The 24,140-nt window shown below is 54.6% G+C and carries 15 protein-coding genes and 2 pseudogenes; 9 read left to right on the top strand and 8 right to left on the bottom strand.

Annotated elements, in window-relative coordinates; genetic code table 11:
* Positions 1-189: 189 nt before the first annotated feature.
* On the top strand, positions 190-648 hold the full coding sequence (locus JMJ04_RS43805; RefSeq protein WP_201376664.1) for an alpha-amylase family protein: 459 nt from the start codon (positions 190-192) through the stop codon (positions 646-648).
* 497 nt (positions 649-1,145) lie between these two features.
* Here JMJ04_RS43805 and JMJ04_RS43800 read toward each other — a convergent pair whose 3' ends face one another.
* The 3 genes from JMJ04_RS43800 to JMJ04_RS43790 form a co-directional block, all read right to left on the bottom strand.
* A complete protein-coding gene (locus JMJ04_RS43800; RefSeq protein ID WP_236039138.1) occupies positions 1,146-2,504 on the bottom strand; it encodes an IS4 family transposase in 1,359 nt (452 codons plus the stop codon).
* 194 nt (positions 2,505-2,698) lie between these two features.
* A complete protein-coding gene (locus JMJ04_RS43795; protein WP_201376663.1) occupies positions 2,699-4,165 on the bottom strand; it encodes a sensor histidine kinase in 1,467 nt (488 codons plus the stop codon).
* A 3-nt stretch (positions 4,166-4,168) separates the two neighbouring features.
* Positions 4,169-4,852 (bottom strand): response regulator transcription factor, encoded by a 684-nt coding sequence (locus JMJ04_RS43790; RefSeq protein WP_201376662.1) that lies wholly within the window; start codon positions 4,850-4,852, stop codon positions 4,169-4,171.
* Positions 4,853-5,157: 305 nt separating this feature from the next.
* Here JMJ04_RS43790 and JMJ04_RS43785 point away from each other — a divergent pair, with 305 nt between their 5' ends.
* The 3 genes from JMJ04_RS43785 to JMJ04_RS43775 all read left to right on the top strand — a co-directional run bounded on the left by JMJ04_RS43785 (position 5,158) and on the right by JMJ04_RS43775 (position 7,676).
* A complete protein-coding gene (locus tag JMJ04_RS43785) occupies positions 5,158-5,883 on the top strand; it encodes a hypothetical protein (protein WP_201376661.1) in 726 nt (241 codons plus the stop codon).
* 66 nt (positions 5,884-5,949) lie between these two features.
* On the top strand, positions 5,950-6,879 hold the full coding sequence (locus JMJ04_RS43780; RefSeq protein ID WP_201376660.1) for an ABC transporter ATP-binding protein: 930 nt from the start codon (positions 5,950-5,952) through the stop codon (positions 6,877-6,879).
* Positions 6,876-7,676, top strand: a complete 801-nt coding sequence (locus JMJ04_RS43775) for an ABC transporter permease subunit (protein WP_201376659.1) — start codon at positions 6,876-6,878, stop codon at positions 7,674-7,676. The genes JMJ04_RS43780 and JMJ04_RS43775 overlap by 4 nt, the downstream gene beginning before the upstream one ends.
* A gap of 88 nt (positions 7,677-7,764) precedes the next feature.
* Here the strand turns inward: JMJ04_RS43775 and JMJ04_RS49340 are convergent, their stop codons facing one another.
* Positions 7,765-8,001, bottom strand: a complete 237-nt coding sequence (locus JMJ04_RS49340) for a tetratricopeptide repeat protein (protein WP_420799595.1) — start codon at positions 7,999-8,001, stop codon at positions 7,765-7,767.
* A gap of 126 nt (positions 8,002-8,127) precedes the next feature.
* Between JMJ04_RS49340 and JMJ04_RS43765 the strand changes: the two genes are divergently transcribed.
* Complete coding sequence (locus JMJ04_RS43765) at positions 8,128-9,486, top strand: IS4 family transposase (protein ID WP_236039138.1); 1,359 nt, start codon at positions 8,128-8,130, stop codon at positions 9,484-9,486.
* Positions 9,487-9,614: 128 nt separating this feature from the next.
* On the opposite strand, the gene JMJ04_RS43760 is transcribed toward JMJ04_RS43765, so the two are convergent.
* On the bottom strand, positions 9,615-13,643 hold the full coding sequence (locus JMJ04_RS43760; RefSeq protein WP_201376657.1) for a PAS domain S-box protein: 4,029 nt from the start codon (positions 13,641-13,643) through the stop codon (positions 9,615-9,617).
* Between the two features lie 676 nt (positions 13,644-14,319).
* Here JMJ04_RS43760 and JMJ04_RS43755 point away from each other — a divergent pair.
* Positions 14,320-14,814 (top strand): hypothetical protein, encoded by a 495-nt coding sequence (locus JMJ04_RS43755; protein ID WP_201376656.1) that lies wholly within the window; start codon positions 14,320-14,322, stop codon positions 14,812-14,814.
* A 238-nt stretch (positions 14,815-15,052) separates the two neighbouring features.
* Here JMJ04_RS43755 and JMJ04_RS43750 read toward each other — a convergent pair.
* The 3 genes and pseudogenes from JMJ04_RS43750 to dnaE form a co-directional block, all read right to left on the bottom strand.
* Positions 15,053-15,889, bottom strand: a pseudogene (locus JMJ04_RS43750) (BRO family protein); the annotation flags it as partial.
* A gap of 506 nt (positions 15,890-16,395) precedes the next feature.
* Complete coding sequence (locus JMJ04_RS43745) at positions 16,396-16,566, bottom strand: hypothetical protein (protein WP_201376654.1); 171 nt, start codon at positions 16,564-16,566, stop codon at positions 16,396-16,398.
* Positions 16,567-17,364: 798 nt separating this feature from the next.
* Complete coding sequence (dnaE, locus tag JMJ04_RS43740; protein WP_201376653.1) at positions 17,365-20,709, bottom strand: DNA polymerase III subunit alpha; 3,345 nt, start codon at positions 20,707-20,709, stop codon at positions 17,365-17,367.
* A 106-nt stretch (positions 20,710-20,815) separates the two neighbouring features.
* On the opposite strand from dnaE, the pseudogene JMJ04_RS43735 reads away from it, so the two are divergent.
* The 3 genes and pseudogenes from JMJ04_RS43735 (at position 20,816) to JMJ04_RS43725 (ending at position 24,124) form a co-directional block, all read left to right on the top strand.
* A pseudogene (locus tag JMJ04_RS43735) lies at positions 20,816-21,997 on the top strand (IS256 family transposase).
* A gap of 309 nt (positions 21,998-22,306) precedes the next feature.
* Positions 22,307-23,485, top strand: a complete 1,179-nt coding sequence (locus JMJ04_RS43730) for an aminoglycoside phosphotransferase family protein (protein WP_201376652.1) — start codon at positions 22,307-22,309, stop codon at positions 23,483-23,485.
* A 114-nt stretch (positions 23,486-23,599) separates the two neighbouring features.
* On the top strand, positions 23,600-24,124 hold the full coding sequence (locus JMJ04_RS43725; protein WP_201376651.1) for a hypothetical protein: 525 nt from the start codon (positions 23,600-23,602) through the stop codon (positions 24,122-24,124).
* The last annotated feature ends 16 nt before the right edge of the window (positions 24,125-24,140 follow it).

Below are 24,140 nucleotides of genomic sequence, written 5' to 3'. Positions count from 1 at the left end.
ATAGCGGGCACGAATGCTCTGTTCCTCTTCGTGCTTCTAGAAAAGAGCGACAACTGGCGGTGCAAACAGGTACCTGGAGACAGCTTCGGGCTCACGCTTACGTTCATAATTTGGAGTCCGTTCTCACTCTGGCCGCGATCTCTCTCCAGTATATCCTCTTTCATCCCTGGTGGTGCCCCGCGCCGGGGCATGCTGCTTGGGAAGAAAAACTTTTTCACGTACGGTGAGGTATACTCCAACGAAGAGCAGATAGCCCGTTTTATCGGTCGCAATGCCATGGAAGGGGACACCCCCGTAGGCGTCGATGCTGCTCTCGACTTCCCGCTATTCTCCATATTGCCCTGGTTCGCCAAGGGGAGCAAGTCTCCTTCCGAGCTGGCCAATGTCTTCACGCACCGCAAACAGGCGGAGGAGGGCATTCTCAGCACTCATGGGGACGCCAGCAATTTCTTCGTGACCTTCCTCGATAACCACGATCAATACCAACGCTTCGGCTATCTGGGGGAGAATCCGCAAGCAGCCTTCTCAGATCAGATCTCCCTCGGCCTCGGCTGCCTATTCACACTGCAAGGCATCCCTTGCCTCTACTACGTGGTAAATGCCCCGAAAAGTGGCTCATGGCCAACTTTGGTGAAAGCCCTTCAATAAAAGAGACTAAAACTCATTAGTTTACGCTGCAGAGAGCAGAGGCCTTTCTTCCGATAACCTCATGATTCACCAAACCTGGCCATGAGCCGAAAAGTGAGCACTTTTTGACCTCAAGGGTGAGCACTTGCTCCGAAACGTGAGCAGCTCAACCATTGACGAGCGGAAAAACCGCTCCAGATGCGGATGGTTGTGTGCAGAAGTTGTAAATTCATCGAGAACTCCCACAGAGCAAGAGGACGAGGCGCATTTCCTAAGGTTCTCTGTCGGGCAGTGCGGCTGCGACGCATGATGTCTTCGGGCGGTCAGCATGCCGCTTTTGCTCGTTGGTTTCTCCATCCACGTGGGAACGCAGATGGAGGGTTCGAGCGGATCAGCCTCATGAGGTCACGCCTTCTGCCCGTTTTTTTCAGCATGAGTGAGCATTTTCTATTTGTCCCACTGCGCATGTACAACTGTCGAGCGCCTTGATTCGCGCCTTTCGCCATGTTTGGGGATTTTTACATAACCCCCCATACGCACCAACTTAAGGACTCAAAGCCCAGTTGGTCGATCTCCGCTGGAGGAGTTGGGCGGAATTGGGATGCTTTTTGCGCTTGTTCATTTGGCACCCTAAACGCATGCGACGTTGGATGGCTTGTAGGGCAGAGAGAAACGAGCGCTCCCCTGCAAAAGCTTCCAGCAGCGAACTGGCGGTATCGCGGACCACCTGTGCCAGTTTGCGGCATTCTGCGCTGCTCATCTTGCCAGGCGAACAGGAGAATGAGCCAGTGTTGCAGGAGCAGTCCAATGAGCTTGGCATACAGTTCACAGAGCACGCGCCAGGGATTCGTGGTGCGCCATTCATCAATCCGCCCGTATTGCTTCCATAACTTGTAAAGCATTTCCATTTGCCATCGTTCCCGCACCAGGACGAGAGCCTCCTGCAAGTTCAGAAGATTCGCAGGGACATCGGTGAGCAAGATGGTCCAGTCGGCCAGTTTCCAGGCTTGCTCCCGCACGGGTTGAGCGCGTCGCTTGGCATCAGCCTCCAAGTTGGCGCGTCGTCGCGAAGCTCCGTCTTGGGGAACTCGCAAGATGAGCAGACGCATCAGATGCCGATGCTCTTTGCCCACACGAACCCAGCGTTCGTGGGTCTGTCCGACCTGCTGTGGGAGCAGCGCATCCAGTTCCAGCGGTTTGCCTTCCGGCGTCCAGTAGTTGGTTCTGGCCTGGGCACGAGTGAGCGTGTAACTGCCAGCCGCTCGTCGAGCAGCAATCGCTCCCCAATCCAGATACCCCAGATCGGCGATATACAGACTTCCCACCGGCAAGCCATCATCTTTGAACGGACTGGATCGATCAATGATCCGTCCGTGCGTGAGCCTTGGGCCTTGCACCTGTCCCCGTTTGAGTTCCCAACGAACATGCAATTTCACCGCAGCTTGCCCCTTTCCAGGAGATCCCCCGCATCCCTGCCACTGCTCTGCCAATTCCTCTGGGAGGGCGATACTGCTACTATCCTCCAGCACGACTGACTGAAAGCGACACAGGAGCTCCAACGGGACATCCTGGCTGGCTTCAACGACCACACTGGCCATCTCCTCAAACACCGCATGCAAGAAGTGGGCACAGGGCTCCGTGAAGCGTTTGTGCAGCGCGGTATCTGTCACTTCCACCTTGCGGATGGTCGCCATGGATGCGAGCCGCTCCAGACTGGCATCCGGATGGCTCAGCCAGCCAAAAACCAGCGTTTGCAGCAGGTCGGCTCCACTGAATTTTCTCTGCCGTTCAATACAGCCCGTTTCGCGGGCCAGGACATTCGCTCGTTCTTCCAGGATGTGCTTCAAAGACTGCTCGACGTGTGCTACATTTGCCATGTCTGTGCTCCCTCTGCTCTCGATATCAGGTTTCTCTTTCTGACATCATCGCAGATGGAGCCTCTTTTTGCCTCTGCCTTGCTTAAGTTGGTGCGTATGGGGGGTTATGTAAAAATCCCCACGATGTCTCTTGACATCAATGCCAATCGCCCTGTAGAAAATGAGGGAACGCCGGATGTTCGTTGTCAGCCCCACTACAGTAGCGGCAAACGAATTTCAAAGCGCGATCCAGTTCCGATTTTGCTCTCCACACGGATCTCGCCATGGTGAGCCTGAACGATCCACTGGACGATGGAGAGCCCCAGGCCAGTACCACCGGGTTTTTCCTGATCTGGCAACGTGCTGCGTGTAGACCCTTTCTGCCTGGATGAGCGTGCCTTATCCACGCGATAGAAGCGGCTAAACAGATAGGGTAGGTGTTCGTCGGTCACACCGGGGCCGTCATCCTGCACGCGCACTACGCTCCACAGCGGCGGTTCGCAGGCGACCTCGACATGGACGCGCTTGCCGATGTGGCGGCTATATTTGATCCCGTTCTCGATCAGATTGGTCAGCATCTGTCCCAGATAGTGGGAGTCGCCACGAATCAGCACTTCCGGCAGATCGCCTGTAGTCAGTACGATCTGGCTCGCCCTGGCCAGCGGCAGCAGGCGTTCTACGCAGGCCAGAGCGAGATCGCCCAGATCGACTTCCTGTAGATTCAGGGCGATTTGTCCAGTATCGGCCCGTGCCAGAAGCAGCAGGCTATTGATTATCGCCGCCATATGTGCATTCTCCGCCTGGATCTGTTCAAACGCCTGCCGATATTCTTCCGGCTGCTCAAGCTGCGTTAGCGCCTGGTTGATCTTCAGGTCGATGATCGTGAGTGGCGTGCGCAGTTCATGGCTGGCATCGGCGGTGAACTGGGTTTGGCGTTTGAAGGCGGCCTCCAGGCGAGCCAGCATGTGATCAAAGGTGGCGGCCAGTTCGCCAAACTCGTCCCGGCGCTGCAAATGTAGGCGGCGGCGCAGATCGGTCGCGTTGATTTCATTGGCCATGCGGGTAATCATTTTCACCGGCCGCAGCACCTTTCCAGCCAGCCAGTAGCCCCCAATTGCTGCGACCAGCAGGGCCAGCAGGCCATGAAAAAACCAGATGATCCCTAGAGGGGTGGGATGTGGAGGTGGCAATCCCACTAGCAAAATAGCGACACGCGTATTCTGGTTCAGTACTGGCGTCACCAGAACGTGATAGGTGGTATTGATAGTCCACCAGGGAAGAGAGCGGCGAACGGTGAGGTCAATCATCCCTTTATTCTGCTCGGCCCCGGTCTGAAGTTGCTGGATCAGACTATCTGTCAGAGGTCCGCGCGAGTCCAGGGCATTCCCATCTGGATGCAGCAGCAGCACTATCTCCTGCGAGGACAGCTTGAGATGGAGGGTTGTGGGCGCCTGGCGGTCCAACAGTACCTGCCTATAGGTTTCCGCGAAACGCTGGCTATCCTGATATAATTGTGCCGCGCGCTCGGCTGTGTCGGCATTCAGGGAGATCTGAGTAATATAGAGGCTGACACCAAAGAGACACACGATAAATGCCACCATTACCAGATACCAGAGCGTCAGGCGCGCACGCACGCTGGAGGTCAGAGAAAAGCGGAAGTGATGCTGTATCGCTCGTTTCATGGTTCACCCCTGCTCTGGCGGCAGTTGCAAGCGATAGCCGACGCCGCGCACCGTGATCAGCAAGCTCGCCGCAAACGGAGCGTCGATTTTTCGCCGCAGCCGACGAACGTACACATCAATAACATTCGATTCGCACTCAAAGTCGTAGTTCCAGATATGCTGCTCGATCATCTCGCGTGTGATCACCTGATTGGGATAGTACATGAAGTATTCCAGCAAGGCAAACTCTTTCGGTGTCAGTTCAATTGGCTGTCCGTCTCGCTCAACAGTGTGGCTGCTCGGGTCCATCACCAGACTTCCCAGCGCCAATTGCCCCTGTTTCGCGGGCTGCTGGCGACGTAGCAGAGCGCGCAGGCGCGCCGACAGTTCGCGCCTGGCAAACGGTTTCACCAGGTAGTCATCGGCCCCGCAATCCAGGCCCTGGACACGGTCATCGATGCTATCACGCGCTGTCAGCAGCAAGATCGGCGCATGAATCCGCCGACGGCGCAGATCACGGCAAACCTCCAGTCCATCTTTCACGGGCAGTAAGATATCCAGAATGATCAGATCATAGGGCGTCATCTCCGCGAGATCCTGTCCCTCCTGCCCATCATACGCGCTATCGACGCTATAGCCCTCATGAGTGAGACTGGACGCCAGCGAATTATTGAGACGATGATTATCTTCAATGACAAGGATATGCATAGCACTGTTTCCCCGGCTTTCTTTCAACGACGATGACTCTCCTTCGAGTATCGCATGTCAAGATGACAAATCGATGACAAAAAAGGGGAGATAAGTTCACGCTGTTGTCATTTCACCTGATTATACTGTGGCTATCGAGAGGTATGCAGCCACGACCAGGACAGATCAATCTATTCCTGATCGCTCGGATGTGCAGGTGATGGGAACACGACACCAGACAAAGCGTTCCATCTGTTCTCTAGAGGGAAAAACACCACATCCGGCTTCACCTCTCATTCCACAGTTCCAAAGGAGAAACGTATTATATGAACGTGAAATCAACGATCGACGTATCATCAGAAGCCATAGATCGGCGTGAACGCCACTCTGGTCCGCATCTCGGGGCAGTCGCGACCGTTTATGTCGTCCTTTTCCTCGCTGGTCTCTCTTTTGTCACCGCTTTTGCGACAAACCCATCCTTCCCCTCGCCGAACGCAAGCGCCACGAGCATTGTGACGTACTTTCAGACGTATCCAGAGCAGGTTCGCATCAGCGCCTTCCTCTCTATTGGTTCCCTTCTCGTGTTGGGCGTTTTCGCCGCGAGTATGGCCAGTCGCTTTCGTTTTCTGGGTGCACGTTCTGCCTGGGTGGACATTATGCTCTTTGCGGGCCTGATTACAGCCTTTGATCAGAATCTCTCCCATCTCTGCGAGTGGGCGCTCACCTGGCCAGGGATCACGCAAAGTTCTCCTACAACCCTGGTGATTTATTATCTGCTCTATGGCAGTGGGGGTCCTGGTTTCGCTGTGCCGATGGGACTCTTTGTGGGCAGTATCAGCCTGATCGGAGCCAGAATGAAACTCCTGCCCGCATGGATCGTCTGGTCCGGCTTCGTCATTGCTCTGCTCGGAGAACTGAGCTGGCTCAACTTGCTCTTTCCCACCCTTGGGCGTCTTCCCCTCACCATTCCGCTCACCAGGTTTCCCTCGTTTGCCTGGGTCATTGTTGTGGGATTTATCCTGCCGAAAACGCGAGCGGTGAGCCGCACGTAATGGTAGGGTCGGGTGAGGAGGACAGGTGCCTCTTTGCCTGACGGCAGACGGAAAGGAGCTTCATTCATGGAATCAAACGTGATAGCAACCGCCCATCTCAGCAAACGCTACGGCAAGCAACTGCTCTCAGTGGACGACCTGAACCTACGCATCCGCAAAGGGGAGATCTATGGTTTTCTTGGTCCCAACGGGGCAGGCAAGACGACCACGCTGCGAATGCTGCTTGGTCTCGTGCGCCCAACGGCTGGCACAGGTCAGATCATGGGTCAACCGTTGAGGGGGATCAGGGATCTGGCCAGCGTGGGAGCAATGATCGAGTCTCCCGCATTTTATCCCTACCTTTCGGGGTGGCGCAACCTGCGCATCCTGGCCCACTATGCCGGTGTTCCGCTCTCGCGAGTTGATACCGTTCTTCGTCAGGTGGCATTGACCCGACAGGCGAGCGATCCGTTTAAAACATACTCTCTAGGGATGAAGCAGCGCCTGGGTGTGGCGGCGGCCCTGCTCAAAGACCCGGAACTCTTGATCCTCGATGAGCCGACGAATGGTCTGGACCCACAGGGGATGGCGGAGATGCGCGAGTTGATCTGTACGTTGAAGCAGAATGAGCGAACGGTACTGCTTTCCAGCCATCTGCTGAATGAAGTAGAGCAGATCTGCGATCGGGTAGGCGTGATCAGTCATGGCAAGCTGATCGCCGAAGGGACGGTGGCCGAGTTACGAGGACAGGCACAGTTGCTCGTACGCGCCGCTCCACTTGATCAGGCCCGACGGCTGGCCGAGCAGGCATATGGGGTTGAGAACGTGCAGATGATGGACGACGCGCTGATGTTGACAATCAGTCCTACCCAGGCGTCAGCCATTGCGCATACGCTGGTGACGGCTGGTCTGGCCCTCAGCGAATTGCGACCGGTCGAGCGCTCCCTGGAAGCCTCGTTCATGACCTTAACCAGCGAGGAACAAGAGGTAGGAGGAAAAGGAGAAACAAGACAATGATCAAGAGTTTCATTGCGGAGATGGACAAAGGGATCAGGCGTCCAGCGACCTGGGTTCTGGTGGTCGCCTGGGCTCTGGCTGCGATCGCCTTCGTCTACGTCAATCCATACATCAAATATGTAACTCCTGCAAGCAATGTTTCCGCCACAGACCGCCAGGCACTGCTCACGGGTATGCTCCCGGCGAACCTGATATCGGAAGTTATTGCGGGCTTCCCCATCTTCGGGGGAACGATTGCGTTGATCTTTGGGGCGCTTATGATGGGGAGCGAGTATGGATGGGGAACGTTCAAGACACTGCTGATGCAGCGATCGAACCGACTGAGCATGCTGTCCGGGAAACTGTTTGCGCTTGCTGTGATGCAGCTCGCATTTGTGCTGGTCGTGTTCGGAAGTGGAGCCGTGAGCAGTTTCATCGTGGCGACACTCACCCACTCATCGGTCAGGTGGCCCTCGGCAGAAGACTTCATGCAAGGAATAGGCGCGGCCTGGGTCATCATGATCATGTGGGCGCTGTTGGGAGCCATGTTGGCGACGCTCTTGCGCGGGTCTACGCTCGCAGTTGGGCTGGGATTGTTCTACTTGTTGCTCGAGCTGTTCTTCAGGAATACGGCTGGCACGTCGGGGCCTCTGGCTGAGCTCGCCAGGGTGCTACCGGGATCGAATGCGGGTGTGCTGGCCGCACCGGGCGTTGCAGCAGCGATAGGAGTACCACAATCTGTCCTCGTTCTCATTGCCTATAGCATGGGCTTTGTGCTACTCAGTCTCCTGCTGTTTCTCAGGCGCGACGTGGTGTGAAGGAGGTCAGGGCGACGAGTGAGGTGGTTGCTCTCTTCCGCTCTTTTGCGAAAAGCGAGCGGTGATTGTCTTTATTCGCTCAAATCCGTCAGGGTGCTGTTTGAGGGGGCTCTGATTCCAGGTATTGTTCTCGGATGGAGAGCGCGCGCTGGTGGAAGGGCTGGGCCTCCATCAATTTACCTTGATCAAAGTAGAGGATGGCCAGATTGTGGAGGGCGTTCGCTACCTCTGGATGGTGGTCTCCCAATTGCTGCTCTCGAATGCGCAGAACATGGGGATTTTTACATAACCCCCCGAAACGGTGTCTGGTCAAAGCCGAGTGCACCGTTTCGGGGGGTTATGTAAAAATCCCCATACGCACCAACTTAAGCAAGGCAGAGGCAAAAAGAGGCTCCATCTGCGATGATGTCAGAAAGAGAAACCTGATATCGAGAGCAGAGGGAGCACAGACATGGCAAATGTAGCACACGTCGAGCAGTCTTTGAAGCACATCCTGGAAGAACGAGCGAATGTCCTGGCCCGCGAAACGGGCTGTATTGAACGGCAGAGAAAATTCAGTGGAGCCGACCTGCTGCAAACGCTGGTTTTTGGCTGGCTGAGCCATCCGGATGCCAGTCTGGAGCGGCTCGCATCCATGGCGACCATCCGCAAGGTGGAAGTGACAGATACCGCGCTGCACAAACGCTTCACGGAGCCCTGTGCCCACTTCTTGCATGCGGTGTTTGAGGAGATGGCCAGTGTGGTCGTTGAAGCCAGCCAGGATGTCCCGTTGGAGCTCCTGTGTCGCTTTCAGTCAGTCGTGCTGGAGGATAGTAGCAGTATCGCCCTCCCAGAGGAATTGGCAGAGCAGTGGCAGGGATGCGGGGGATCTCCTGGAAAGGGGCAAGCTGCGGTGAAATTGCATGTTCGTTGGGAACTCAAACGGGGACAGGTGCAAGGCCCAAGGCTCACGCACGGACGGATCATTGATCGATCCAGTCCGTTCAAAGATGATGGCTTGCCGGTGGGAAGTCTGTATATCGCCGATCTGGGGTATCTGGATTGGGGAGCGATTGCTGCTCGACGAGCGGCTGGCAGTTACACGCTCACTCGTGCCCAGGCCAGAACCAACTACTGGACGCCGGAAGGCAAACCGCTGGAACTGGATGCGCTGCTCCCACAGCAGGTCGGACAGACCCACGAACGCTGGGTTCGTGTGGGCAAAGAGCATCGGCATCTGATGCGTCTGCTCATCTTGCGAGTTCCCCAAGACGGAGCTTCGCGACGACGCGCCAACTTGGAGGCTGATGCCAAGCGACGCGCTCAACCCGTGCGGGAGCAAGCCTGGAAACTGGCCGACTGGACCATCTTGCTCACCGATGTCCCTGCGAATCTTCTGAACTTGCAGGAGGCTCTCGTCCTGGTGCGGGAACGATGGCAAATGGAAATGCTTTACAAGTTATGGAAGCAATACGGGCGGATTGATGAATGGCGCACCACGAATCCCTGGCGCGTGCTCTGTGAACTGTATGCCAAGCTCATTGGACTGCTCCTGCAACACTGGCTCATTCTCCTGTTCGCCTGGCAAGATGAGCAGCGCAGAATGCCGCAAACTGGCACAGGTGGTCCGCGATACCGCCAGTTCGCTGCTGGAAGCTTTTGCAGGGGAGCGCTCGTTTCTCTCTGCCCTACAAGCCATCCAACGTCGCATGCGTTTAGGGTGCCAAATGAACAAGCGCAAAAAGCATCCCAATTCCGCCCAACTCCTCCAGCGGAGATCGACCAACTGGGCTTTGAGTCCTTAAGTTGGTGCGTATGGGGGGTTATGTAAAAATCCCCTGTTTCCAGGTGACAATGGTTGAGCTGCTCGCTCTTTGGGGCAAGTGCTCGCTTGCCAAGGCAAAAGCTGCTCACTTTTCAGGGCGTTGACTCATAACGTGCGTCGCGTGCTTTCCACGGTCAAGCATCCCTCCTTTTGGGAAGGGTGACCGTAAAGGTCGATCCTTTGCCGACGGAGCTCTCCACCGTGATGGTTCCCCCATGGCCCTTGACGATCTCGGCCACAATGTAGAGCCCCATGCCCAGACCAGGGATCGCTCTCTGCCGGGGACCTGCGGCCCGATAGAAGCGCTCAAAAATCTTGTCGCGCTGCTCTCGTGGGATGCCCAGGCCATGATCCAGCACACGGATCGTGACTGTCTCTTCGGAAGTACTCAGGTCCATCTCGACCGTCTCTGCACCGGGAGAATACTTGATGGCATTGCTGATCAGATTGGTGAAGACCTGTCCGAGCCGGTATTTGTCTCCAACGAGTGAGCGCGGTGCCGCACCACGCACCACAATGGCATGTGTCGTACTGAGCTGCTGCATCGTTTCTGCCACCTCATGGAGCATCGCATCAAGATCGACCGTCTCCCAGATGTACTCTAACCTGCCTGCCTGGATCTTGGAGACATCCAGTAACTCTTCAATCAGGCGTTCCAGTTGCTTGACAGGCCCCTCTACCCTGGTAAGCGCTGTGGCAGCCTCGTGATGGGATTGCCTTTCCAGTCGTTTTTGCGCCAGCTGGATCTGCATCTTTAAGGCGGCAAGTGGGTTCCTGAGCTCATGACTGGCCATGCTGATAAAGTCATCTTTGCGCTGCTCCAATTCCTTGCGGGCAGAATTATCCAGTACAAAGGCGATCGCCTGGCGTGGGTGATGCTGGAAGACGACTCCGCACACGAGCACCGGAAGGTGACTGCCATCTTTACAAACGTACTCTTTCTCATACGTCGTAGACTGCTGAGTGGCAAGTTCTTGATGGGCCTCTAAGGTACGAGCCAGGTAGTCTGGGGGCGTCATGTGCATCCAGTTCATGCGCCCCGCGCGGAGGTCTTCGCGGGTATAGCCGGTTATGCGCAGAAAGGTGTCGTTGGCGTCCACAATCTGCTCCCCTTCGATGATATTGATCCCGATAATGCTGGAGTTCATCAGGACGCTCGCGCGCTCCTGACTCTGGCGTAAGGCTTCCTCCGTCCGCTTCTGCTCCTCAATGTCAGTGTTGGTGCCAAACCATTTGATGATCTGGCCTGCTTCATCGCGCATCGGCATGGCGCGGCTTAAGAACCAGCGATACTCCCCAGCCTGGCCATTTCTGAGACGCTGTTCGTACTCAAACATTGCGCCCGTGTCCAGGGCATGCTGCATGTGCACTCGGTGGCCATCCTGATCATCAGGATGGATAAACTGGAGATGAACCCTTCGGTCGCTTTGTACGTGCTCAAGCGTCAACCCGGTGTAGTCACGCCAGCGCTGGTTCGTGTATTCGTACAGGCCGTCGGGTCGTCTCACCCACACCTGTTGTGGCACCGTTTCGGCCAACACGCGCAAGCTCTCCTGGCTTTCTTTGAGCTGCTGCTCCACCTGTTTCTGCTCCTCGATGTCAGTGCAGGTGCCAAACCATTTGAGAATCTGGCCTGCTTCATCACGCACCGGCATGGCGCGGGCTAAGAACCAGCGGTAGGCTCCGGTCTGGCTATTTCTGAAACGCTCTTCGTGCTCATACATTCCTCCCGTCTCCAGGGCATGCTGCCAGAGCGCTCGGGTGCCTTCCCGATCATCGGGATGGATGAACGAAAGAGGGGCCCATCGGTCGCTTTGCATGTGCTCAACCGTAACCCCCATGTAGTCACACCAGCGCTGGTTTATATACTCGTGCTGGCCATTTGGGCGCGTCGTCCACACCATCTGCGGCACTGTTTCGGCCAGCACCCGCCAGTTCTCCTCGCTGGCTTTGATTCTCTGTTCAGCCTGTTTCTGCTCATCGATGTCAGTGTTGGTGCCAAACCATTTCAGGATCGTGCCCTGCGCATCTTTGAACGGCACTCCTCTGGCAAGGAACCACCGATAGTCTCCGGTGGTTCCATTGCGCAGGCGCAGTTCCGCTTCATAGGGCTTGCCTGCCAGGACGGCGTTCTGCCACTCCGCCAGGACGCGTTGCTGGTCATCGGGGTGAATGGCCTGGAGCCAGCCGTCTCCCTGGTATTGTTCAAAGGTCATGCCGGTATAATCACACCAGCGTGGGTTTGCGTATTCAGCAGAACCATCGGGGTGCACGATCCAGACCAATTGGGGGATGGCATCAACCAGGACACGGATGTCGTCTTCGATCTGCTTTTTCTCATGAATATCGGTGCAGGTGCCAAACCACTTGATGATCTGGCCTGCTTCATCGCGTACCGGGAGCGCACGAGCTAAGAACCAGCGATAGCCCCCCGTTTTACCATTCTTGAGACGATATTCGATCTCGAAGGGTTCACCGGTTTCAAGCGCATGACGCCAGAGCGTCAGCGTGTGCTGAGAATCGTCGGGGTGGATGGCCTGGAGCCAGCCGTCCCCCTGGTATTGTTCCAAGGTCATGTCGGTATAGTCGCACCAGCGTTGGTTGCCGTATTCACTCGAGCCATCGGGGCCCAGCATCCAGACCAACTGGGGGATGGCATCGATCAGGGCACGCAGTTCTGCTTCGGCCCGCTTTTTGTCATGAATATCGGTGCAGGTCCCAATATATTTGAGGATCGTACCCTGCGCATCGGTGTAGGGTGTGGCTTGCATCAGGAACCAGCGATACTCCCCGGTTATGCCATGGCGCAGGCGCTGTTCTGCTTCATAGGGCCTGCCAGTCTGGACGGCACGCTGCCATGTCTCCAGGACGCGTTGCCGGTCCTCAGGATGGGTACACTGCATCCATCCCTTCCCCTGAGCCTCCTCGGTGCTCAGGCCGGTATAGTCGCGCCAGCGTTGATTATAAAAATCGACATACCCGTCGGGTCGCCCGGTCCAGACCAACTGGGGAATAGCATCGATCAGGTTGCGGATTTCATCTTCGACCTGTTTTTTGTCATGGATGTCGGTGCAGGTGCCAAACCACTTGATGATCTGGCCTGTTTTATCACGCATCGGCATGGCGCGGGCTAAAAACCAGTGATAGGCTCCGCTCGTGCCCTGGCGCAGGCGCTGTTCTGTCTCAAAGAGGGTGCCTGTTTTCCTGGATGTCTGCCATGCGTCCTGGATACGTTGCTGATCATCGGGATGCAGGCACTGGATCCACCCATCACCCTGTGCTTGTTCGGTGCTCAAGCCGGTATAGTCGAGCCAGCGTTGATTATAATAGTCGATATAGCCGTCCGATCGCATGGTCCAGACCTGCTGGGGGATGGCATCGATGAGGGTATGGAGTTCCGCTTCGGCGCGCTTGCGCGCGGTGATGTCGATGCCAACCATGACGAGATACTCGACGTGGTGATCCGCATCCCTGTGGGGGGTGATCGCGACCTCCAGGTGAAACTCCATGCCTTCTCTGGGGTGAATGGGGGTCTCGAACCGCACCGTTTCGCCCCTGCTGGCGCGTTTGATGGCTGCGCGTAATTGCGCTTGACTGGGAGGAGAAAAGGACCACCAGGGGCCTTCAACCAGGGGTTTGCCAACCACCTCTTCGCGTCGGATCTGCGCATCGTCTAACGGAACCTTATTGAGGTCCAAGACGATCCCCTCGGGCGTCAGAAAGACGATCCCAGCATGCACGTTCTCCAGGACCTCCATGTAGAGGGACTCGCGCTGGTGAACCATCTCCTGGCGCTCAGCTGGTGCTCCCATCTCATGGAACTGCAAGGTGAGTCCCCCACTGGTCGAAGAAAGATGCACGTGCAGCCAGCGCTGGGTGACGGAAGACATATACTGCACCTCGGTCAGAGCTCGGGTCTGTTTCGTCTTCTGGATGGCCTGGTAGAGCGCCGTGCTCACCAACTGTGGCGCGCAGCGCCAGAAGCTGTTTCCAACCAGTGTCTCTGGTGTGGCGCCTAGCAAGGCCTGTGCGCTTGCATTGGCGTAGAGAATTATTGAGGCATCATCGAGCACAAACAAGGCCCCAGGAAGGGTCTCGAGAATCGTGAGGAGCGTCTCATGAGACTCTGGCGTGAGACGCGTAATGTGCCTTGTCTTTAACATAATGCGGTCAATCTCCCTTTCACGTGTTCCCATCCCTGGTGGCGAAGATGCGTACCTGCTCTCACCTCAAGAAGTCTAGTGAAATAATCTGATATATTCGAGCAACAAGCAAGCTGTACGATTAGATATCGGTGAAATCGTTCGTCCTCTTCATAGGACTATCGGCTTATGCACATCAATGAGACGTTGAGACCTCAGGGGAACTTGTAAAAATAGACTCAACATCTCTCTACGGCCCATACCATTTTTTCCACCGAGCGGCATGCTGACCGCCCGAAGACATCATGCGTCGCAGCCGCACTGCCCGACAGAGAACCTTGGGAAATGCGCCTCGTCCTCTTGCTCTGTGGGAGTTCTCGATGAATTTACAACTTCTGCACACAACCATCCGCATCTGGAGCGGTTTTTCCGCTCGTCAATGGTTGAGCTGCTCACGTTTCGGGGCAAGTGCTCACCCTTGAGGTCAAAAAGTGCTCACTTTTCGGCTCATGGCCAGGTTTGGTGAATCATGAGGTTATCGGAAGAAAGGCCTCTGCTCTCTGCAGCGTAAACTAATGAGTTTTAGTCTCTTTTATTGAAGGGCTTTCACCAAAGTTGGCCATGAGCCACTTTTCAGGGCATTTCCACTACGGCACCGAACCAGGGGCTTTCTGGACATGGGGACAGATGCGAAGCGGTGCGGGAAGCTCTCTGGGGGAAACAAGATGCCTTCAATCGAGGTGCTCCGTTGTACCAGGTGATTCAGCAATTGGCCGATCATCGCAAGACGAAGCCAGCCTTACGCTACGGGCGACAATACATGCGGCCCATAGCTGGTGACGGGACGCATTTTCAGGTTTCGACCTACGCTCCGGGTGTTGTGGCTTACTCACGCATTTTGAACGACCAGGAGATCCTCATTGTGGCCAATGCCAATACCAACCCACCGCCCAACGGGAATTGGCGCGGGCAAGTGATCGTTGATATGTCTCTGAACCCAGAGGGATCAGCGTACCAGGTCCTATTCAGTAACAAAAGAAATCCGATTGTCCCCCAACCGGTTGCACGAAAAGCGGTCAACACGGTTCAGGTGACAGAATTTAACGGCGCAGTTAGCTCTGGCCCGGTTCACTGCATAGGAGTAGATCTCCAACCCATGGAAATTCAAATTCTGGAAAGAAACAACGGATGAAAATAGCGTGAGAACAGCAAAGCGAAGGAGCCTATATGCGGATCGATAACGTCTCGTTCTATTAGAGCCCCTTCAAGGTAGATAAGTCGCCATATTCACTGGAACAGTCGGCTGCTCATTGTTTCTCTAAAGAGCCAAGCCCCGGTTGATTGCGCAGTTGGTGCACTGACGTACATACTTGCACGTCTTGAAAAAATGGTCGAATCCTATGCATCCAGGGAAAACACCAATCTAGGCGTTAGAAAAGCGTCCCCTGATTATCTTCTGGCCTGCTTTGAATGCGCTTTTTTGTTTTCTTTCGACGCTCTTCGACCAGTTTTTTGATAGAGGGAGCGGGAGGAATATCCTCTGGTTTTTCTCCCGACATAGCAATCATTGCAGCGCGAACCTGCTTGCCATTGGAATAATGTTCGGCAATCGCTTCCTCTTCATCTCGGATCGCTTTCGTGCGTAAATTGTAATCTGTTTGCGTAATGCGTAGGAGGTTACCCGCCAATTCATGAGGTGGCATAGTATTATACAATTCCCCTGAGGGTATCTGTCTCTTTTCTTCCAGCTCGGCTGTCGTCAGCGTATACTGGCCGAGGATTCCTGCATCTTCAAAGATCCCAAAATTGGGTGACTGCACACCAGAGAGTCCCGCAGCCTCGAAAAGCGATTTATTTCCTTCCGAGACCTTCTCGCGCAGCGTAAGGCGTTGTTCCTGGTGTATCCTCTGCTTGTGCATCTCATTTTCGGCGGTGGAGACAAGAAAGTATGCCTGAGCGGCGGCAATTTCCGGTTTCCTGACATCTCCATTCATCGCAATGAGCCAGCACCCATACTTGCTCAAAAGCCAGTCTTTCGCGTTTTGGACGGCTCCATGTCCTCCGACAGTAGGTTTCTCTGCGGGAGTAAAGTGCCGTTCAACGGCATTCCCATTGGTGCGACACGAGTCCATTGCCCGCTTGATCGCATCCTCAAACCGCTGCCATTTTTTGTATCCCAACAATGGGGCCAAGTCTCTTGCCGACCAGTAAGGTTCATTATGAACATTTTCTTGCCGGATACTGTCAAAATCAGGCGTGGCCATTTCAACCTCCTCGGTTTGCGACGGTGTACCGCCTCCGGTAAACCGTTTACCTCCGTCTCTTCCTCTCCGATTTGCCGCGTCACTAGCACATTATACAAAATTGTATGTCTTTAATAGTTCCATTGTCAATTGCCCAAATTACAACCAAGGACCATAAAAATGAAGGAGCGAAAGGCGTTTTACTCCTCAGGAGTGCCTGAATCTCGTTCCGCGGGAACTCTCGCTTCGGCATAGAGTTCAATGATGGTTTGTTCAGGAACGTTCTTTCGCAACATGGGAATACGCTTTTCCTTCGTTGGTATGACCCTGATGACATCCCCGCTTCTCGTATGCATATTAAAAGGCCCACGCTTCTTTTTCAGAACAACGATTTCCTCGGGATCATGTTTTGCCAGCCAGGAACCACGGGGATTCACAACCGGCTTCGTCGCCGGCACTTCTTTAAAAAGCACGTTCTTACGAATCCGCCGGACTTTTACCGGTCGCGTCGTTTCATTCGTAGAGGTGGATTAGTTCTCGCTCTGTCCGATATAACGCCGAGACACGGCGGTTTCATTAATGACAATTTCCTGGTAGTAGCCCGCATTATAAAGGAAGAACCTGTGTGGACTCACACCGTATGCAGGGAGGAGGAAGCTGCTGGAGTCTTTTGCATCCTCCACCTCGCTTTCTTCGGTCATGCTCTTCCTTCATTCTCCTCCTCCTCGGTGCCACCTTTCACTAGGGGCAGTCAACGGGAACCCGGACCAACCAGAGCGAGCGTCAGCTCATCTTGGATTGGCACTCTGGCTCTGGCAACGGCCTTTCGCGTCGCCATGGGCTAGTGCAACAAGCCTCATAGACCCTTGAAGCTCTGGAGGGCGGGGAGCTGTCTCCAGAAGGAGGTCACTGCTGTTCACAGGCCACTAGCGGTTACTCGGGCTCTCCCACTGCTCCCCAATTATTATATGAGCGGTTTCTCAGGTGATCAATAACCGTGTTGTTTAACATTCGGCTCATGGCCAGGTTTGGTGAAAGCCCTTCAATAAAAGAGACTAAAACTCATTAGTTTACGCTGCAGAGAGTAGAGGCTTTTCTTCCGATAACCTCATGATTCACCAAACCTGGCCATGAGCCAAACATTTGGGGCAAATATGCATGTTTGAGGGCAAAATTTGCTTACATGGTAGGCCATTTACCAAGTCGCTCATGACCTTCTATTCCCAGAATAGTTCCTCGGGGGCGAATCTCTTCCCCCTATCGAGTGTAAGGCCCCCTTCTCTACGATCGTAGAGGCAAAAAACAGAAAGGAAGCGAACGTTGCGCACAGGAAAGGGACGCATGACTATAAGACGGCTCTCTCTGGGGCTTCTCAAGCCAGGGCGAAAGATTGAAGCAGGGGCAGAAATGGAAAAGCGCCTCAAAGTCATCTCGTGAAAGCCTGATCTGCTTTCTGTGTCTACTGGAGGCGCACGCTGATTCATCGGAGCGAACTCCAACTAAAGTAGCTGAACCACAATATTATCTTCACCCAGAAGCACCTTCAGCTCATCGCAGACGCCAGGGAAATCGCAAAAATTGTTTTCTGGCGTCAGACGTACTATCCATTCGCCATTACAAATACAAATCTCGTAGCAATCGCGTCCTGGCAGCTCACGCAAGCAGCGATGCAACCCCTGGATCTTCATGATATCGTTGGAGACAGAGATAGCATCCTCACCACTTAAATGCACCGTAAGCCACACCTGGTAGCGTTTGCGGCTCACACCCTCCTCGACCACTTTGAGTAGCTCAGCACTATCGCATAGAAATTCCAATTTTCCCCTTTGCGCCTGGACTTTTCCTTTCACGAGGACAATGCCACCCTCCTGCCACATATCTCTGGTCTGCTCATAGGTGCGGGGAAAGATGGTAATACTCAGGGTGCCATGCATGTCCTCAAGCTGTACGAGGCACATATCATCGCCCTTCTTGGTCGTGACACGCCGCGCCTCTTTAATCATGCCCCCCACAATTACCTTCTTGTTACCCAACTCCTCAGTCACCTGGTCAGTAGCGTGCGTGACTCCACGTTCTACAAAGATATCGCTCAGATAGGCCAAAGGATGCTCACCGAGGTAGACACCCATCAGTTCCTTCTCCCACTCCAGCAATTGCTTACGAGGAATCTCCTGAACATTGGTTGAGAGACTGAACACAAACGAGCTACCTATTTCCTCAAGATCGTCGAAGAGACTCACCAAGCCGCGCTCCTTGGCTAAGCGCTCGCTCTTGCCATACTGGACCGCGCGTTCAACGGAGGCAAGCAGAATATGACGCTCGCTCTCGTCAGGCGAGAGCGAGTCCATAGCTCCCACCTTGATCAGCGTTTCGATGACGCCTTTACCGACCGCGTGGGGATCGACGCGAGTACAGAAGTCACCCAGCGATTTGAAAGCGCCTCCCTCAACGCGCGCCTTAATGATGGCGTTAATAGGAGCATCACCAATATTTTTGATGGCAAGCAGACCAAAACGAACGCCGCCATTTTCAATCGTGAACCCCTTCCGGCTCTTGTTCACATCGGGACCCAGCACCTCAACCCCCATACGTTTACACTCAGCGATAGCACTAGCGATCTTCTTGGCATCCGCGGCTTTAGAGGTCATGGTCGCGGCCAGAAACTCAGCAGGATAGTTAGCCTTGAGGTAAGCGGTATAGAACGTTACGACTGCGTAGCTCGCGGCGTGCGCTTTATTGAAGCCATAACCACCAAAGGGCTGAATCTGGTCAAAGAGCCTCGCAGCGACCTCCGGCTCCATTCCATTTGTAATACACCCCTGGATAAAGTCGCTCTTGTAGGCCTCTACCTCGTGCATGATCTTCTTACTCAATGCCTTACGGAACATGTTGACCTTGCCCCAGGAGAAACCAGCTAGGTTGACAGCGATGAGGAGCACCTGGTCCTGGTAGACAATGATGCCATATGACTCCTCCAGCCACTGCGAGAGGCGGGGATCGAGATAGATTACCTTCTTGCGCCCGTGTTTGGCATCAAGGAAATCTTGGATACTCTCTATCGGACCCGGGCGGTAGAGCGCGATCAACGCCATAATTTCTTCAATAGATTGTGGAGCTAACTGCTTGCCAACACTAGTCATATCCTCCCCCTCCATCATAAACACGCCAGCAGTTTCGCCTTTAGTCAACAGGTCAAAGGCCTTCTGGCGTTTGTGGTCAAGCTCGGGATCGCCGGTGGGGTCCAGCGGCAACTTCTCCAGGTTGATGTCCTCGCCCCGTGACTCTTTAATAAACTTCACGGCATTATCGAGGATGGTCAGGTTGGAGAGGCCCAGGATATCATATTTGATCAGGCCGATCTCTTCCAGGTGGGCGTGCTCGTACTGGGTCGAGATACGACCCTCACGCTTCTGGAGCGGCACAAAGTTGACCAGCGGTTCATTGGCGACCAGCACGCCCGCAGCATGCACGCCCGTTGAGCGCACCGAGCCCTCCAACTTGAGCGCCATATCCAGCAGATCTTTGGCCTCACCATCGCGCTGGTAGAGGTCGTTCAGGTCACGCACATCGTTGAGGGAACCTTGCAGCGTCACTTTGGAACCCTTGGGGATCAGGCGCGAGATTCTATCGCCGAGGTCCTGGCGCCCCATCGAGCGCGCCACGTCCTTTACCGACTGCTTGGCGGCCATACTGTTGAAGGTCGCCATCTGCGCCACGCACTCGTGCCCATACTTCTCGCCCAGGTAACGGATGACCTCTTCACGTCGGTCATCGGGGAAGTCCATATCGATATCAGGCATGTCGTCGCGCTCAGGATTGAGGAAGCGCTCGAAGAGCAACTGGTAACGCAGAGGATCAACGTTGGTGATACCCAGTGTAAAGGCAACCAGGCTACCAGCTGCCGAACCTCTGGCCAGGCAGCGAATGCCCTGCTCACGCGCCCAGCGCACATAGTCCGCCACGACCAGGAAGTAGGGGACAAAGCCTTTTTGCACGATGATGCTCAACTCATAGTCAAGCTGGCGCTTCAACGGCTCGGTCAGCTCACCAAAGCGATAGCGAATGCCTTCAAGGCACTGAGCATAGAGGAACTCATCGGGCGTGCTGTACTGGGGGGGAATATCGACTTTGGGCAGTTGCGCCTTGTAGGCCAGGGGATCGATCTCGCACTGCTCCGCCAGGCGCACCGTGTTGAGCAGACCATCATGTAGCTCTGGGAAGAGAGCGAGCATCTGCTGCGGGCTACGCAGGAAGTATTCATCGCTATCGAAGGCGAAGCGGTTGGGGTCGCTGAGGGTGCTACCCGTCTGCACACAGAGCAGGACCTCGTGCGCGTGCGCGTCCGTATCCTGGACATAGTGCAGGTCATTGGTGACGATCATAGGCACGTCCAGCTCGTTGTGCAAGCCATAGAGCATCTTATTCAGCTTATCCTGGGGAGAGGGCGTGCCGTCCTTCTCGTGGCCATGGTGTTCCTGAATCTCTAGATAGTAGTTCCCTCGCCCCAGCACATCCTGGTACCAGCGAATAATGTTCTTGGCCTCGTCTTCCTTCCCCTCCAGCAACAGTTGGGGAACCTCGCCGCCCAGGCACGAGGAGGTAGCAATGATGCCCTCGGCATACTGAGAGAAGATGTTCTTATCGATCCTGGCGTGGTTAGCGTACATGCCCTCGGTATTGGCGATGGTCATCATCTTCATCAGATTGCGGTAGCCAGTGTTATTCTTCGCCAGCAGGAGCAGGTGAGTATAGTCACGCTGACCACGCTTCTTGGCCTTGACGTTCATATCCTCGGTCAGATATGCCTCGACACCCAACACAGGACGGATATCGTTGGACACCATCCCGAGTGTTGTGTACCAGTAGAGCTTTCTAAAGGGGGGATTTGAGAAGATAATACAGGCATAGCAGAAGTTTGCTACATTTTTCCATCAAAACAAGGAGAAAACTATGCCTGTACCCAAGAAGCATATGACATCGACCTCTGAAGCAGCAAAAGTGGAGTCATCGGGCCACAAGATACCAGAGGAGCAGGAATTTCGCCACTACATACGGAACCTGGCAGTCAGTGCCATGCGGGTCTTGATTGAAGAAGTCATGCGCGGGGAGCTTGAGCAGTGCCTCGGCGCAGCGTGGGGAGAATGCACCCCTGAGCGAAAAGGGTATCGCAATGGCTCCTACACACGAGATTTGGTGACAAAAACAGGGCGTATTGAGGATCTCTCAGTGCCCCGAGATCGTGCGGGACAGTTCCATACGTAGGTGTTTGAGCGGTATGGCCGGTACGAGCCCGAGGTAGCGGAAGCACTGACGGAGATGTTTGTCAGTGGCACCAGTACCCACAAAGTCGGGAAGGTGGCTCAAACACTGATGGGAGTTGCGCCCAGTGCCAGCGCGGTAAGCCGCTTGAACCAAACCCTGACCGAACAGTTTGAAGCTTGGCGAGAGCGCTCACTTCTCAATCACTATCGCATCCTTTACCTGGATGGCATCCATTTTACGGTTCGTCATGGCACTCAAACCGACTCGACCATTATCTTAACAGCGCTTGGCGTGAACCTGGAAGGGAACAAGGAGGTGTTGGCATTGCGAGCCTGTGCGGAGGAGGATAAAGACGGGTGGAGTTGTCTCTTACAAGACCTGCGTACTCGCGGTGCCACACAGATGGATCTGATTGTGACGGATGGACATGAGGGACTCCTCGCTGCCGTCTCTGCCCTTTTTTCCGCGACTCCCCGGCAACGCTGTGTGGTGCATAAACAGCGCAATGTGCTGAACGCTATTCCTCATCGAGAGCGCAAAGAGGTCAGCGCAGAATTGGCCGGGATTTTCAAGCAGGAGAAGAAAGAGGATGCGCTGCTCAATTTGGCAGCCTTTCAAGCCAAATACCAGAAGCGCTATCCCGAAGCCATCCGCAGCCTCTGTGAAGACGAAGAGCATCTTCTGACGTTTTATGCGTTCCCACCGGTCATGCATCGCTACATTCGCACGACCAACGCCATCGAGAGCTTCTTTAGCAATGTGCGACAGCGCACCGATCAGATTGACGCCTTCACGACGGAAACCAGTTGTCTGACCATCGTCTGGGCCGTAATGCAGGATATTCACCTGCCGAAGATCCCGGTCGGCTAAAGGCTGAAGCCTGATCGCTTTTGACATACAAGCAACCAGCTGGAAAGGGTGGTTCAGAAGGAGATATTTTTTGCAGGCGACCTTGTGTAGCACCAGGAATACCAGGAGTATTGAGAAGATTCCACCTCTTCTATTATATCATAACAACACATCGTCCAAACGACCGATGTGTTGTTGCCTCCGCTCAAGTATACTTGCTCTTGTGTCTGATGAATCCAAAAGATCTTCAGAAAACGCCGTGATAATGTTTCTCTCGTGGGAATGCGCATCTGCCTTTCGCGTGGAGAACGAGCTATGACAGGGGGCAAGATGAGAGAAAAGACCGCAAGTGAAAGACTCCTCCAGACTCTTGATCAGCAGACGATTACCACGCTGATGCGCCAGATCCTTGACCTTGAGGATGGAGAACTGCTTCAGTGGCAGGTTCAGGAGATTTCCGAGACCAATGGTGCTGCGACTGGTGGCGTATACCGTCTGACGGGAACCGGGCGAGGTCAGGACCGGGAGATGGATTGGTCGCTTATTTTGAAAGTGCTGTGTCGGACACCCGCGGGGAAAGCGCCCGGGGGCCTCGAACAGGAGCATGTCCTCTATTGGAAGCGCGAAGCCCTCGTGTATCAGTCAGGCCTGCTCAATGATTTGCCGGGGGGACTCCGGGGGCCACACTGTTATGCCGTCACGGAGCAAGATGACGAGTCGGTGTGGCTCTGGCTGGAAGACGTGAAAGATCCCCACGGGCCATGCTGGCCACTCTCACAGTATTCACAAGCGGCGCGTTGTCTTGGGCAGATGAATGGAGCTTATCTGGCTGGTCGACCACTGCCCGCGTTTCCGTGGCTGGTGAGAACCAGCTCTCCGCGCGGCCTCCTCGATCACTTCAGCTGGATGTGGAAAGCTGTGCCAGATCCTACGACCTGGCAACACCCGTTCCTGCGTTCCGCCTTCCCTCTGCCCATCGCTGACCGCCTCTGGCGATTGTGGGAGGATCGCGGGGCGATGCTCGACGTGCTTGAGCGGCTCCCACAAACCTTCGGTCATCTGGATGCCTGGCGTGGGAACCTGTTTGCGGTACCGGAGGCAGATGAAGAACAGCGGTTGATCGCTATTGACTGGGCGTATCCTGGCCTGGGAACTATTGCGACGGATATCGGAGATCTGATGGCTCCCAGCTTCGGCTTGTTTAGAGTCGAACCCTGCGATCCACGGACCCTCGATAGAGTGATCTTCGAGAGCTATCTTGAGGGCCTCTCTGCCGCCGGGTGGCAAGGAGATCGCAGTGTAGTGCGCTGTGCCTTTGCGCTTTTTACGGCCCTCAAGTATGGCTGTCTCCTTTTCTGGCTGCACCAGATCACAGATGAGAGCCAGCACTCCTCCTGGGAGCAGAGAAGAGGGCATCCATTAGACGAGTGCCTCCAGCAGCAAGCCGCCTTGATCTACTACTTGCTCGATCTCGCCGACGAGGGCCGCGGCTTGATCGATGTCGCATGAGAGCGAGCAAATTGGCTTCGGACTTTTCCTCGTTTGTTTACTGCTTGTCATTACACAATTATCGGGATGGTGTCGATGATGAGGTTATTTCCGCGAGCTACCTTAGGAGATATCATGAACAAGAGAACAAAAATTGCCCTCCTTTTTCTAGGCAACCTTCTCCTTCTGATTGGCTTTTTCTTTTTACCCTTGTACGTTATTCCTTATAATAATCACGGGAATCTTTTACAAGGCCCCTCTGCGTGGAATCTCATGACCCTTCCCTTCGTCGGTCAACCGAGCCATAAATTAGGAGCATTCCTTTTGACTATTCCTTTTTGGCTCCTTGCTGCACTTATTATTTTTGAGTTAGGAGGAGAAATTTGGAAATTGTGGCGTCGTCAAAGGACTTCTCCTAATCGATTGTACAACAATATCGGCCAAATAGGCCTTCTCTGGATGGGAATCATCTTCATCCTTTTATGGCTTGATTATGCTCAATTAGGGTGGTGGCGTAGCATCTTGATCAATGTAAGTGGGCTTGGATTCTGGTCTTGCCTCATCGGTTTTTTGCTTATTAGGGTGACAAGATTACCGCTGCGTGGCATGCAGCGTGTATCTGAGGTACCCCAGAATAACCGCAAAAAGAGGGTAGACTAAGATCAGACTTATGAAA

Source organism: Ktedonobacter robiniae, assembly GCF_016587375.1.
Lineage (GTDB): Bacteria > Chloroflexota > Ktedonobacteria > Ktedonobacterales > Ktedonobacteraceae > Ktedonobacter > Ktedonobacter robiniae.
The sequence above is the reverse complement of the archived record's forward strand: the minus strand, read 5'-3'. Positions and strand labels throughout refer to the sequence as shown.

What these genes read in the sequence shown, in the direction of transcription:
- JMJ04_RS43805 (WP_201376664.1), top strand. Translation starts at nt 190, where the DNA reads ATGCTGCTTGGGAAGAAAAACTTTTTCACGTACGGTGAGGTATACTCC.
- JMJ04_RS43800 (WP_236039138.1), bottom strand. Translation starts at nt 2,504, where the DNA reads ATGGCAAATGTAGCACACGTCGAGCAGTCTTTGAAGCACATCCTGGAA.
- JMJ04_RS43795 (WP_201376663.1), bottom strand. Translation starts at nt 4,165, where the DNA reads ATGAAACGAGCGATACAGCATCACTTCCGCTTTTCTCTGACCTCCAGC.
- JMJ04_RS43790 (WP_201376662.1), bottom strand. Translation starts at nt 4,852, where the DNA reads ATGCATATCCTTGTCATTGAAGATAATCATCGTCTCAATAATTCGCTG.
- JMJ04_RS43785 (WP_201376661.1), top strand. Translation starts at nt 5,158, where the DNA reads ATGAACGTGAAATCAACGATCGACGTATCATCAGAAGCCATAGATCGG.
- JMJ04_RS43780 (WP_201376660.1), top strand. Translation starts at nt 5,950, where the DNA reads ATGGAATCAAACGTGATAGCAACCGCCCATCTCAGCAAACGCTACGGC.
- JMJ04_RS43775 (WP_201376659.1), top strand. Translation starts at nt 6,876, where the DNA reads ATGATCAAGAGTTTCATTGCGGAGATGGACAAAGGGATCAGGCGTCCA.
- JMJ04_RS43765 (WP_236039138.1), top strand. Translation starts at nt 8,128, where the DNA reads ATGGCAAATGTAGCACACGTCGAGCAGTCTTTGAAGCACATCCTGGAA.
- JMJ04_RS43760 (WP_201376657.1), bottom strand. Translation starts at nt 13,643, where the DNA reads ATGTTAAAGACAAGGCACATTACGCGTCTCACGCCAGAGTCTCATGAG.
- JMJ04_RS43745 (WP_201376654.1), bottom strand. Translation starts at nt 16,566, where the DNA reads ATGACCGAAGAAAGCGAGGTGGAGGATGCAAAAGACTCCAGCAGCTTC.
- dnaE (WP_201376653.1), bottom strand. Translation starts at nt 20,709, where the DNA reads ATGGTGTCCAACGATATCCGTCCTGTGTTGGGTGTCGAGGCATATCTG.
- JMJ04_RS43730 (WP_201376652.1), top strand. Translation starts at nt 22,307, where the DNA reads ATGAGAGAAAAGACCGCAAGTGAAAGACTCCTCCAGACTCTTGATCAG.
- JMJ04_RS43725 (WP_201376651.1), top strand. Translation starts at nt 23,600, where the DNA reads ATGAACAAGAGAACAAAAATTGCCCTCCTTTTTCTAGGCAACCTTCTC.